This is a genomic window from bacterium (assembly GCA_040753085.1).
Taxonomy (GTDB): domain Bacteria; phylum UBA9089; class JASEGY01; order JASEGY01; family JASEGY01; genus JASEGY01.
Genome location: JBFMHI010000005.1, coordinates 1 through 13073 on the forward strand (window position 1 = coordinate 1; position 13073 = coordinate 13073).

At 44.7% G+C, this 13073-nt stretch carries 13 protein-coding genes; 11 read left to right on the plus strand and 2 right to left on the minus strand.

The genetic code is table 11. From position 1 onward, the window contains the following. Positions 1-575 precede the first annotated feature (575 nt). Positions 576-971, plus strand: coding sequence for a SoxR reducing system RseC family protein (locus tag AB1797_01350; GenBank protein ID MEW5766257.1), 396 nt, complete (start codon positions 576-578; stop codon positions 969-971). After that, on the plus strand, positions 971-1834 hold the full coding sequence (locus tag AB1797_01355; GenBank protein MEW5766258.1) for a DMT family transporter: 864 nt from the start codon (positions 971-973) through the stop codon (positions 1832-1834). Before AB1797_01350 ends, AB1797_01355 begins: the two co-directional genes overlap by 1 nt. Here AB1797_01355 and moaC read toward each other — a convergent pair. Both moaC and tatC read right to left on the minus strand, forming a co-directional pair. Next, positions 1821-2306, minus strand: coding sequence for a cyclic pyranopterin monophosphate synthase MoaC (moaC, locus tag AB1797_01360; GenBank protein MEW5766259.1), 486 nt, complete (start codon positions 2304-2306; stop codon positions 1821-1823). The two genes, AB1797_01355 and moaC, sit on opposite strands and share 14 nt — an antisense overlap. A gap of 43 nt (positions 2307-2349) precedes the next feature. After that, on the minus strand, positions 2350-3117 hold the full coding sequence (tatC, locus tag AB1797_01365) for a twin-arginine translocase subunit TatC (protein ID MEW5766260.1): 768 nt from the start codon (positions 3115-3117) through the stop codon (positions 2350-2352). Between the two features lie 111 nt (positions 3118-3228). Between tatC and AB1797_01370 the strand changes: the two genes are divergently transcribed. From AB1797_01370 to AB1797_01410, 9 genes are all read left to right on the plus strand, one after another. Continuing rightward, positions 3229-4014 (plus strand): PhzF family phenazine biosynthesis protein, encoded by a 786-nt coding sequence (locus AB1797_01370; protein ID MEW5766261.1) that lies wholly within the window; start codon positions 3229-3231, stop codon positions 4012-4014. A gap of 76 nt (positions 4015-4090) precedes the next feature. Next, complete coding sequence (locus AB1797_01375; protein MEW5766262.1) at positions 4091-4780, plus strand: hypothetical protein; 690 nt, start codon at positions 4091-4093, stop codon at positions 4778-4780. Positions 4781-5868: 1088 nt separating this feature from the next. Beyond that, on the plus strand, positions 5869-6345 hold the full coding sequence (locus AB1797_01380; GenBank protein MEW5766263.1) for a type II toxin-antitoxin system VapC family toxin: 477 nt from the start codon (positions 5869-5871) through the stop codon (positions 6343-6345). A gap of 352 nt (positions 6346-6697) precedes the next feature. Further along, positions 6698-7573 carry a hypothetical protein gene (locus AB1797_01385; protein MEW5766264.1) on the plus strand — a complete coding sequence of 292 codons (876 nt, stop codon included), beginning with the start codon at positions 6698-6700 and terminating at the stop codon, positions 7571-7573. Positions 7574-7577: 4 nt separating this feature from the next. Continuing rightward, on the plus strand, positions 7578-8495 hold the full coding sequence (locus tag AB1797_01390; GenBank protein MEW5766265.1) for a site-specific DNA-methyltransferase: 918 nt from the start codon (positions 7578-7580) through the stop codon (positions 8493-8495). A 130-nt stretch (positions 8496-8625) separates the two neighbouring features. Beyond that, positions 8626-8832, plus strand: coding sequence for a hypothetical protein (locus AB1797_01395; GenBank protein MEW5766266.1), 207 nt, complete (start codon positions 8626-8628; stop codon positions 8830-8832). A gap of 223 nt (positions 8833-9055) precedes the next feature. Continuing rightward, complete coding sequence (locus AB1797_01400) at positions 9056-10249, plus strand: cofactor-independent phosphoglycerate mutase (GenBank protein ID MEW5766267.1); 1194 nt, start codon at positions 9056-9058, stop codon at positions 10247-10249. Positions 10250-10260: 11 nt separating this feature from the next. Next, positions 10261-11478: an aspartate kinase gene (locus AB1797_01405; protein MEW5766268.1), complete on the plus strand. Its 1218-nt coding sequence runs from the start codon at positions 10261-10263 to the stop codon at positions 11476-11478. A gap of 57 nt (positions 11479-11535) precedes the next feature. Then, on the plus strand, positions 11536-13056 hold the full coding sequence (locus tag AB1797_01410) for a 2-isopropylmalate synthase (protein ID MEW5766269.1): 1521 nt from the start codon (positions 11536-11538) through the stop codon (positions 13054-13056). The last annotated feature ends 17 nt before the right edge of the window (positions 13057-13073 follow it).

Genomic DNA, 13073 nt, shown 5'->3' on the forward strand with positions numbered 1-13073 from the left:
GGACACGAAGAAAAAATTACGACCTGTGAAATAGGTTTATACAAATATCCCCCAATAGAGGGTGAGAAGGTGAGAAAGAGAATAAACAGGTCGCTCCTCTGGAGCTAATTTGTTATGAGAGATATATCTTACAAACATGTCGCTCCTCTGGAGCTAACCTGAATAAAGCTTCGGAGGAGTAATCTGTTTGTAGTATTTCACAAAAGCAATATATTTGCCGCTCCGTAGGAGCGACCTGTTTTTAGTAGTAGTAGAGCTTGAATATCTATGTCGAGGGGAAATTTCTTGCATTTTATTAGACCTATTTCACAGGTCGAAAAATTATTTAAAGATGGGATTAAAAGATTTGTTTTATCTTCGTGCCCTTCGTGTTCTTCGGGGTTTTTAAAAGATGTGAGTAAGGATAAGCCCCTCAAGGGAGAGGGAATTTTGCTTTGTCTCCCAACTAACTGCTTAACTTAGTCTTGAGTAGTTACCTGTAGGACAACCCTTTAGGGTTGCTTGCAGCAAGGTTAAAGCCGTGCCCTACGTCTACTTAATTTTAGCGTTCACTATAGATTTCGGAGGGAAAAGCTATGCAAGAAAAGGGTCGGATAATCAAGATCGAAGGCAATCTGGCTGAGGTGGCTTTGGAGCCTAAGGAAGCGTGCCATAGTTGCAAGCTCTGCCAGGTAGGCCGAAAGGGTGAGATGATTATCCGGGTAGAGAACTCGGTTGACGCCCGGCCGGGTGATCAGGTGAAGCTGGAGATTGAAGCAGAGATGGTGCTGAAATCAGCCTTACTCCTTTACGGAGTTCCACTTCTGGGACTCTTGATAGGATTTCTGGGAGGAGAAATAATGATCGGATCTGAAGGGGGGATAATAGCCAGTGGGTTGATGGCCCTTGGTCTTAGCTGGCTGGGACTCCACCTCTATGATAAGCGACTAAAAAAAACTGGTCAGCGGACAATTCGGTTGGTTCAGACATAATGCTCTGGTTTATCTACGCCCTTCTTTGTGCCTTTTCTTTAGCTACGGCTGATGCCTTTAGCAAAAAAACCCTGGAAGCCAGCGGGGCATACCTCATCGCCTGGGTAAGATGGGCTTATGCCTTCCCCTTTCTTTTACTTACCCTGCCCTTTATTTCTATTCCCCAATTGGATTCGACCTTCTTTGGGGTGACTCTCATCCTGCTCCCTCTGGAGATTACCACGGCCGTCCTTTATGTGAAGGCCATCAAGGACTCCCCTCTCTCGCTGACCATCCCCTTTTTAGCCACGACACCGGTCTTTACTATTCTCACCTCCTTCCTGATCTTAGAAGAACTGCCGGACCGGTCAGGGACATCAGGTATTATCCTCATTGGAATGGGGGCCTATCTTTTAAATGTGCATACCGGTAAAGCCGGAATACTTGCGCCCATCAAGGCTATCAAAAGGGAACGCGGCTCTGTGTTGATGCTGATTGTGGCCTTCATCTTTAGTATCACTTCTAATTTAGGCAAAGTAGCTATCCAGCACTCTTCACCGGCCTTCTTTGCCCTCTGTTACGATGCCCTTCTTTCCGTGGTCATTTTCCCCCTGGTCTTACTCAGAGAAAAACCCGGATTCAGCGGATTTATCTTGAAGGGCAGGGCCTTCCTGGTCATTGGTTTTTTCTACGCCCTGATGATCATTTTCCACAACCTGGCCATCACCCTGGTTGAAGTGCCCTACATGATCTCGGTTAAACGGACCAGCCTGATCTTCAGCGTTCTCTACGGGGCCGTCCTTTTCAAGGAAGCCTATATCAAAGAACGAATAATAGGAAGTATGGTAATGGTGGCTGGGGTGATATTGATTACCCTTTTTTAAGATACGTTCCGCTCTTGCCGCCGCTCTTTTTGACCAACTGAATAGACTCAACCTTCATCGCCCGATCAACCGCTTTACACATATCGTAGATAGTCAGAGCCGCTACTGATACGGCCGTCAGGGCCTCCATTTCTACGCCCGTTCGGGCTACTGTTTCTACCTGTGACTCTATTTCTATTTGACTTGCCTCTTCCTTTATCTCAAATCTTATCTCAATCTTGGTCAGTGGCAGTGGATGACAGAGGGGAATAAGTTCTGAGGTCCTTTTGGCCGCCATAATCCCGGCAATCCTGGCTATGCCCAAGACATCACCTTTTTTCGCCCCGCCTTCTTGAATTAAGCTGAGGGTCGCCGGCTGCATTGAAATATATCCTCTGGCTACCGCCATCCGGTGGGTCTCTTTTTTATCACCGACATCTACCATTACGGCCCTACCGCCCGCGTCAAAATGAGACAACTCCCTATTGCAGATTGCGCACCCATTTTGTGGGTACCCGGGATTGCGGATGGGGTCATTAGACATTATCCCTTTCTTCTCCTTTCTCCCCCCTTCTCTTTTTCCTGGCCAAGGCCACTCTTGAGACCCAGATGCTGCCTTCGTAAAGGATCATCATCGGCATGGCCATCAAAAGCTGGCTTACACAGTCGGGTGGGGTAAGAATGGCCGCTACTACCAGAATTACTAACAAGGCATGTTTTCTTTTCTTAGCTAAGAAGTCAGGCGTAACCACTCCCAGTTTGGTTAAGAAAAGAATAACCAGCGGTAATTCAAAGATAACTCCAAAGGCCAGTATCATCATGCCCAGAAAAGAGATATAGCTGGTTACAGAGATCATAGGTCGGATAGTTGAGGTAGTGAACCCCAGGAAGAATTTTATCCCAATAGGTAAGACCACCAGATAGCTGAATACAGCACCTACGAGGAAAAGAATAAGAGAGGCCGGTAAGTAAATAAGCGCCAGCCGTCTTTCAGAGACAAAAAGTCCGGCTGAAATAAACTTCCAGGCTTGATAGAGAGTAACAGGTAAAGAAAGAAATATACCAACGAAAAGGGCTAATTTTAGATAGGCGAAGAAGGCTTCATGGGGAGACAGGAAGACAAGGCTGGCCGCTTGTTCTGTCTTCGTCAGCGGCTTTATCAAAAAATCTATTATTCGCTCGATAAAAAAATAGGCGACTCCAAAGCCAATCATAATAGCTATGGCCGAAATAATTATCCTTCGCCTTAGCTCTTCTAAATGCTCTATTAAAGTAAGCTTCTCCTCAGTCCGGTCATTTTCCATAGCCTATATATTACCATAAAACTTACCATAAAACAAGACGAAAGTTGAAAATTTTGCTTGACCTTATGGCTTTTGGGCTTTATAATAATAAGTTAGAAACCAGGAGACAACATGAATATTCCGATATATCAAGTTTATGCCTTTACAAGTGAAGTCTTCTCGGGCAATCCAGCAGCTGTTTGCCTCCTTAAAGAGTGGCTTGATAATAGCATGATGCAAAGCATAGCGTCAGAAAATAACTTGTCAGAAACTGCATTTATAATACAAAGGGATGGCCAATCCAAAATCAGATGGTTTACACCAAAGATAGAAGTGGATTTATGTGGACATGCTACATTAGCAAGTGCGTTTGTTTTATTCGAGGAAAAATTGATTGAAGATAACACCGTTACATTTGAATCTCAAAGTGGACCTTTAACTGTAGAACAGTTAGATAATGGGTTGTTATCTATGAATTTTCCTTCAAGGAGACCGGTTGCCTGTGAAAAGCCAGAAGTGTTAGAGGAAGCATTGGGTACTAATGTAGTGACTACTTTAGCCTCCAGAGACTTATTAGTGATTCTTGAAAATGAAGAAGAAGTGCAAAGTCTCTTGCCAAATTTGGAACTTTTATCAACGATCGAAGAATATATGGCTGTGATTGTATCTGCCAAAGGAAATAAGGTTGACTTTGTTTCAAGATTCTTTGCTCCAAATGCGGGTATTCCAGAGGATCCTGTTACTGGCTCAGCACATTGTACACTAATTCCTTATTGGTCCGAACAGTTGAGGAAGGATAAATTGCATGCCTTACAACTTTCTCCAAGAGGCGGTGAGTTGTTCTGTGAAAAAATAGGAGCAAGAGTCATTATCAAAGGTAAAGCAGTAATGTATATGAAAGGTGAAATTTATATTTAAGTTTCTAACAACTCGCTGCAGCCGACCTCGCTTACGCTCGGCGGCTGAGCTCAGTCGTTAGGCGGATGGTGGAGACATGAATGAAGAATATCAACGGTATCGAGTAATCCCGAATTGGTGGGATAGAATCAATGACATCTTCAAGGAACTTGACTCAGGCCGTGAAGTTAGTAGGAAGAGGGGTCTCAGTGAACTCACCACTGAAGAGCTTGCTGCCACACTGAGACGTGTTTTAACGAATTCCCTGAATCTCAACAACAAAATCAACATAGCTCTCATGGATGCGTCAGTTGAGCTTTCAAGGGCGGAGTCAGAGTACCATCACAACGCCTTTGCGCCATTCTGGGATGCAGTTGAGAATGCCGCACAGGATCTCAATATTGCTCAAACGGCCATTAAGGATCTGGCGAAGAACGCGCGACTATACTACAATATCCTTAGCAACAGACGCCATACTTTTCCAACCTTCAATGTTCGGCTTGAGTCCATTCCTGATCCGATGCCACTTGCTGAGGAGCTGCGACGGATAGTTCGGATGGGTCAAACCAACTTCCAATTCGCAACCATATGGGAGCATCGCAGAACCCGAGAATGTCTAATTGCAGGATTCCGTACACTCGGGGAGGCCATAAACAACTTGGACCAAGCGATTGTGTCTTCGATAGTGGACCTCCGCGACTCAATCTCTTCTGACCTGGCGCGCGTTATTGAAGAGCATATTGCCACACGAGAGGCTATTGAGCGTAAAAAAGGCAGGATGGTGTAGAAAGCAAAAAATGAGCAAGAGAACTGCGAAGTGGAGCTTTTCGCCTAACCATTCGCTGCACCTCAAGCGCAGCCTATAAATCTGGTAGGACAAGCGGGTGAACCCCGTTAGATAGTGAACATCTAACGGGGTGAAAGTCCCGTCGGTGGAATTCCCGTTTTACCACACAAGTTTATCCGACCTTGTGAAGGGGTGATCCTTTGTGGGGAAAGCTTGGAAGTAAAAGTCTCATTTTAGTGGGGCGAGCAAGTATGAGGGCTCAAGCGATAAGCGAACATCTGTTTGAAGCATCGTTAAGCGATTAATTAAGAGTGCCAAGTCCATTCAGGTGGGATAATGGCTACTACCATCACCGAAGGAAACCTGATATGCAGGTGATGGGCTCTTCCCTGACAGAGGAGATGCTAATCTATACAAGTCTTGCAGACAAATTAGGGAAGGACTGAATGGCAGACAGGACTACCCTTGAATGACAAAGACTTCCTGTATAACCTAAAAGGGAAATCTCAAGAGAGCTATTCAGTCTGGCGGATGGGGCAGTAGTAGCGATGACGATAAGGACAACATAACCTTATCAGAGTAAAGAGCCCCTGGGCGTGGGTGGCCTTAAGAAAAGGGGAAAGCTGCCTGTAGTTGCCTGAATAGGCTATTAACACAGGGTTCGATAAAAGTTCCAGCGGTGAACCGAGTAATGAGGTCGAAGGCTTGATCAAACTTGTAGACAAGGTGATGTATGTTGAGTAGAACTTAAATCATTGGGTCTATGAGGAAGGTTCAAGTTGAACTGATAAGTGCCTACAGCTTGAAGCCGTATTGGGGAAAACCCAATGTATGAGAATTTTAGAGGGGGCGTTGGAAACAGGGTAGGACACTTCAAGGTTAGTAGATGCGTGCATCGAAAACCTGAAGGAATGAATATCACTGCACCAGCGCTCTACTCGACCTGCGGGGGCTGTGCCGTTTTCAAAGTTTTGTGATTTATCAAGCTTTTATCTTGCTTACAAGGTTAGTAGTAATTCTCCCTGCTGCAGGTGAACTCAATCGTTAGACAGATGCTGTGAAAAAGTATTAGAGGTAAAGAGAGGGAAATGAAATCACGAGTATATATAGAGACTACTATTCCAAGCTATTATCATGAAATTCGCAAAGATTCAGAATCTATTGCTAAAAGACAATGGACAAGAGAATGGTGGGATAACCATCGTCATAACTATGAGTTGGTAATAAGTCCAAGCGTTATGGACGAACTTGAACGAGGGAACTATCCCAGCAAGATAGATACCTTGAAACTTGTTGAAGGATTACCACTTTTAGAAGTTACTGAAGAGGTTGAAGATATTGTTTCTGAATATCTTTCTCATAAGCTTATGCCACAAGACCCTGGAGGTGATGCCCTTCATCTTGCTTTAGCATCATATTATCATTGTCATTTTCTTCTAACTTGGAATTGCCAGAATTTGGCCAATGCCAATAAATTTGAACATATTCGTCATGTCAATACTTTGCTTGGGTTATTTGTTCCAATACTGACAACGCCTTATGAATTAATGTATGAGGAGGTTTAAGATGCGACCAGATCCAACAATTGAAAGGATTCGTAGGATAAGACATGATATTTCAGAACAATGTGACCATGATCCCAAAAAGCTTGTCGAGTACTATCGGAAATATCAACAAAAGTTTTCAGGAAGACTTATCAGAAAACCTAAAATTGTATCGATGTCAATGTCCTCTGATTAGGTTAATCATCAAGACAATTGAGAAAGAAGTTATTTGTCTAACCCATCGCTGCACCTGACCCTCGCTTCGCTCGGGCACTCGGGCAGGTGAGCTCAGTCGTTAGCCAACAAAAAATGAGTACTATGAATTTGAGTAAATTTCGCTATATCCACTGAAAAATTAAAAAGGAATAGTATTATGCCTGACTTATGGACAAAAGAAAAGGAAATTGAATTCTTTCAAAATTGTGCTAAATTTGCAACACCTGAACAGTTATTCTATTTGGGTGATGATTCTCGTTATTATGCTTATTGGCCTAAGACATATAAAGGTAAAAAGACTACATTGCAAAGCAGAAATGCCTTAATTGGTAATTTTACAGAGAAATACTCGGTTGATTTGCTTCAAGGATTTGCCAGTTCTAAGGGACTTTATGCTGTTCAAGGCGCTATATGTAATGAAATTAGCTTGACTCCTCAGTCCCCTGCCGATGTTGTCTTATGTAAAAACAAAGGAAGAGAACAGGCAGCCAAAGACATTGCAGCAATTTTTGAAGTAAAAATGTCAATTGTTTGGAATTGGGTGCTAAAGAATAATCAGTTGATTTGTCTTGGCGACTTCAAAACTCATAAGGGCAATCCAGGACTATTACGTTCAGATTCAATGTTGAAAGCAATTTTGGCAAAAGCATTAGCATTCGTGTTTCCTCCTTACAGTGCTTCGCAAATTCCAATCATTATTCTTGGCAATACTCCAATAACTGAAAGCTACATTCAAAAAGTAGACCACCTTCTTTGCGCTGGAATCATTCAAGGCTTTTGGTCCGTGAATCCAAATCCGTTAGACGATGACGGGAACAATTTAAAACGAACATCCGGCAATGGCTTTATCAGAATGGATTCGTACAGTGAGTTAAAACAGAATCTCGATAATTTATTGTCTGAAAAGAGGGAATTCTTCTCCAGTATGAATTCGAGAAAAGAATTAGGAAAGATAATCGAAATTGCAAACCAAGAGGCACATTTTGAAGCAAAAGCAGAGAAATTTTTAATGCTTACAAGAGAAGGGGTATAAAAAAATGGCAATCAGTGAACAAATATATCGGCGAACAGGAACAATGACAAGTTCATTCGGGATTCCAGGTCGTATAAATCATGATTCGACAAGGTTCTATAGTAGTAGGCTCTACGAAGGATTGAATAACGGGAAAAAAGTAGACTACATCGAAAACAAAGTTCCTGAAAACATTCTGAATCAAATTTTTTGTAAATCCAGTGAAAAAATGAACGAATTACCAGATAATAGTATTCACTTGATGATTACTTCACCACCTTACAATGTGTCTAAAGAATATGATGATGATTTAAGCTTAAAAGAATATTTGGATCTACTGAATCGCGTTTGGAAAGAGACATACAGAGTATTAGTTCCTGGCGGACGTGCTTGTATAAATGTAGCTAATCTTGGGCGGAAACCATATATCCCGCTTCACAGTTACATTATTTCTGGGATGCACGGAATTGGTTTTCTGATGCGTGGAGAAATAATCTGGAATAAAGCTTCAAGTGCAAGTCCTTCAACCGCCTGGGGGAGTTGGCTTTCAGCTGCGAATCCTGTTTTGAGGGATATTCATGAATATATTTTAATTTTCTCAAAAGATACTTTTTCAAGAAAGAGAAAAAATAAGGAGAATACAATAAGGAAGGAAGAATTCTTGGAGTGGACAAAAAGTGTATGGACATTTCCTGCTGTTTCAGCAAGACAAATTGGACATCCCGCTCCCTTCCCAGAGGAACTACCCCACCGATTAATTCAACTATATACTTTCAAAGGTGATGTTGTTTTGGATCCCTTTGTTGGGAGTGGGTCGACTTGTTTGTCGGCAATAAAGGATAAAAGGAATTATGTTGGGTATGATATTGAGCCAGAGTATGTCAGATTGTCAAAAGAAAGGATTTATAGTTATACCAGTCAATTACAGCTATTTGCTAGTTAAATTAGCGCTGGAGCTGACGGGAAACCGCCCAAGGTAGTCGGTTGGTAATCAAAGGCTTCATGTGGTGGCCTCCCGCAGATCAGCTTTATCGTCAGGTTTGCATATACTTAAGAAGGAAAAAGGGAAACCTGTGATTGAAGTTGAATATTTGACGGACAAGAACGGCCAAGCAAAAGCCATTGTTGTGCCTATTGAGTTGTGGAAACATCTGCTTCCAAAAGATGATGCTTCTGTTGAGGATTTATCTGAGGGGATGGAAGGTTACTGTTTAAGTAAAGCAATGGATGAAGCTAAAAAAAGTCCTTTATTGACTCGGGAGGAAGCTCTATCTTATTGAGAGGAATAGTCAGGGTGGAAGTTCAATAGGGTCAACGTGAATTCGTGGGGTAATATTGTAAGTGTTCAGGTATCAGGTGTCATCTGTCAACAGTGAGCTAACCAGTGATGCCTGACACCTGACACCTGAGGGCGTTTACCCCTCGAATCTACGTTGAGCCGTTCAATATCGCTGCTTCGTAGCAGCAGTTGATCCCGGATGTTAGAGGTTAGTTAGAGATTAAATGAGCAAGCAATCCGCAATCAAATATATTTTATTAGTCGGAGACGGTATGGCGGATTATCCTATTCCTGAACTGGGAAATAAAACCCCCTTAGAGGCAGCCTCGACTCCAAACATGGACCGGCTGGCGGCGGAAGGGATGATAGGCACGGTGAGAACCCTGAGGGAAGGACTACCTCTGGGAAGCGATGTGGCCAATCTTACCCTTTTAGGTTACGAACCAGCCCAATATTACACGGGCCGGGGGCCGCTTGAGGCAGCTAATATGGGTATTGATCTGGGTAAGGACGAAACCGCGGCCCGATGCAACCTGGTTACGATTAAAGATAATCTACTTTTAGATTACAGCGCCGGTCATATCTCCAGTCAAGAGGCCGGAGAACTAATCGATGTCTTGAATGAGCGGCTGGGTTCTTCCCAAAAAAGATTTTACCCGGGGGTAAGCTACAGGCACCTGTTAGTTCTAAAAGGAGACTTCACTTCAGTAGAGGCTGTGCCACCTCACGATATAATAGGGAGACCTTATCGAGAATATTTGCCGGGAGGTAAAGGGGCCGAGGTATTTAGAGAGCTGATGGCGGCTTCATATCAGATATTGAAAGATCATCCTTTGAATCAATCACGGGACAAACCGGCTAATATGATCTGGCTCTGGGGTCAGGGCAAGGCCCCAACTCTACCTACCTTAAAAGAGAGGTTTGGGATTTCAGGGGTGGTAGTGGCGGCGGTTGATCTGGTCAAAGGTCTTGGCCGCTATGCCGGCCTTGAGGTAATTGATGTCCCTGGGGTAACAGGTTATCTGGATACTAATTATGAAGGCAAGGTGGCGGCCGGTCTGGAGGCCCTTAATCAGGCTGATTTTCTCTTCCTACATGTAGAGGCCCCGGATGAGGCCGGACACAGTGGCGTGCTTAAGACAAAAATAGAGGCGATAGAGGCCTTTGATGCCCGAATAGTTGGTCCTGTCCTTAAAGGGCTATCTAATTATAAAGAGTATCGGGTGCTGTTAATGCCCGATCATCTCACGCCCCTTTCAGTCAGAACTCATACCGTCGAACCAGTGCCTTTTTGTCTATTTGGTTTTGGAATTAAGCCAGATGAGGCTAAGGCCTTCAATGAAACCGAGGCTCAGAAAGGCTCAGTTCATCTGGAGCAGGGGTGGGAGTTGATAACCAGGTTTTTAGGAGGAGAATAGGTAAAAAAAAGATGGCTCTTATTGTTCAGAAATACGGCGGCACATCGGTGGCTAATCCGGAACGAATAAAGCGGGTGGCTGAGCGGATTGTTAGAACCAGGAAGGATGGTCACCAGGTAGTAGTGGTTGTCTCCGCCATGGGGGATACCACCGACGATCTGATTGATCTGGCCCGAAAGATATCTCCTCAACCCGATGAGAGAGAAATGGATATGCTGGTGGCCACGGGGGAGCAGGCTTCCTCCGCCCTGATGGCTATTGCCCTTCATACGCTGGGTGAACCGGCTATTTCCCTTACTGGCGCCCAGGTAGAAATCCTGACCGATGAGGTTCACTCTAAAGCCAGAATTATTAAAATCGGCGCAGACCGAATTAGAAAGGAGCTTGAAGCCGGTAAAATTGTGATTGTAGCCGGATTTCAGGGAATAACCCGAGAACAGGATATTACTACCCTGGGGAGGGGGGGGTCGGATACTACCGCGGTAGCTCTGGCGGCCGTCCTCTCTGCTTCTTCCTGTGAAATTTACACCGATGTGGATGGGGTCTTCACGGCTGATCCAAGGATTGTCCCTGAGGCCAGGAAACTTTCCCGTATCTCCTATGAGGAGATGTTGGAGATGGCCTCTTTAGGGGCCAAGGTTCTCCATGCCAGGTCGGTTGAATTTGCCAAGAAATACGGGGTTATTATCCATGTTCGTTCCAGTTTTACGGATCAAGAAGGAACCATTGTTACTGAGGAGGATAAAGATATGGAAGATGTCCTTATCACGGGAGTAACCCATGATGAGAATCAAGCTAAGGTAACGATTGTTGATGTTCCTGATCAACCTGGTATGGCGGCTAAGATCTTTTCGACTTTGGCCGCGGCTAATATCAATGTGGATATGATCACCCAGAGTTCCAGTGCTACGGGGACGAATGATATCTCGTTTACTATCGAAGAAAACAGCCTGGATAAGGTTCGGCCTTTGGTGGAACAACTGGCTAAAGATCTGACGGCCTGGGGGGTAACCTCTGATCGCAATATAGCCAAGATTTCCGTGGTGGGAATTGGTATGCGCTCCCATGCCGGTGTGGCCGCCAAAGTGTTTGAAGCCTTAGGATCTGAAGGGATTAATATTCAGATGATTTCTACTTCGGAGATAAAGATTTCATTCATCATTGAGCGAAACCGGGTTGCTCAGGCAGTTAAAGCTATTCACCAGGCATTTGAGCTGGGGAAAAAATAGAACACAGAGCCCAGAAGAGTCTGTCTTCTGACTTCTGTGTTTCGAGGAGATGGAAAAATGGAACGGATATATATCTTTGATACTACCCTTAGAGATGGGGAACAAACACCAGGGGCGGCTCTGAATACGGAGGAAAAGCTAACTATTGCCAGACAGTTAGCCAAGTTAGGGGTAGACATCATCGAAGCCGGATTTCCCATTTCTTCCCTGGGTGACTTTGAGGCGGTGAAACTGATCGCCCAGGAAGTAAAAGGCCCTATTATTTGCGCCCTATCCAGGGCCAGGCCTGAAGATATCGACCGGGCAGCCGAGGCCCTTAAACCAGCCGAACATCCCCGGATACATACCTTCATTTCCACCTCTGATATCCACCTTAAATATCAATTCCGAAAGACCAGGGAGGAAGTCTTAGAGATAGTGGGTAAAATGGTAGCCCGGGCTAAGGGCTATGTCAAAGATGTCGAATATTCTCCTATGGATGCCACCCGGTCTGATCCTGAATATCTCTACAAGGTCCTGGAGACAGCCATTGAAGCCGGGGCAACTACCGTCAATATCCCTGATACGGTAGGATATACTACGCCGGCTGAGTTTGGTGATTTAATCAGGGGGATTAAACAGAGGGTGAAAAATATCGACCAGGCAGTCATTAGTGTTCATTGTCATAATGATCTGGGCATGGCCACGGCCAATTCTCTAAGTGCGGTAATGGCTGGAGCCAGACAGATAGAATGTGCGGTCAACGGCCTGGGTGAACGGGCAGGAAATACTGCCCTGGAGGAGGTAGTGCTTAGCCTGGCTACCCGGGCGGACAATTTTAAGGCTGAAACAGGGATTAAACTGGATGAAATCTATCACACCTCCCGAATGGTCTCTTCTCTAACCGGAATAGTGGTGCAGCCCAATAAGGCTATTGTGGGGGCTAACGCCTTTGCCCATGAATCAGGCATCCACCAGGATGGAGTCCTTAAGGAGCGAAGCACTTATGAGATTATGCGGCCTGAGACGATCGGTCTTTCCAAAAGCCGGCTTGTTCTGGGAAAACTTTCCGGGCGGCATGCCCTGGGGCAACGTCTTCAAGAGTTAGGTTATCAGCTTTCTAAGGAAGAACTGGATGCGGCCTTTGTTCAATTTAAGGAATTGGCTGACAAGAAAAAAGAGGTCTTTGATGAAGACCTCATTGCCCTGGTGGAAGATGAGGTCTTTAGCATTCCTGAGACCTTTTCTCTGGAGGATGTTTATACGGTAAGCGGCAGCAGGCAGATCATCCCTGAAGCCACGGTCAAACTCAGGCGCGGGGATGAGGTCTTTGAGGAAAAAATTTGGGGTAATGGCCCGGTTGACGCTATCTATATGGCCATAGACAAGATTACCGGCGTGTCCTGCGAGCTGTTGGATTATTCTGTTAGGGCAGTCACTGAAAAAAAAGATGCCCTGGGTGAGGCGATGGTAAAGGTTAAACATGGCGAGGAGATAATCATCGGCCGGGGAGCCAGCACTGATGTGATTGAGGCTAGTGCCAAGGCCTATCTGGCGGCGGTCAATCGGTTGATTTACAAGAAGAGGAAAGAAGACTAATTTACTGAATTCTGAGG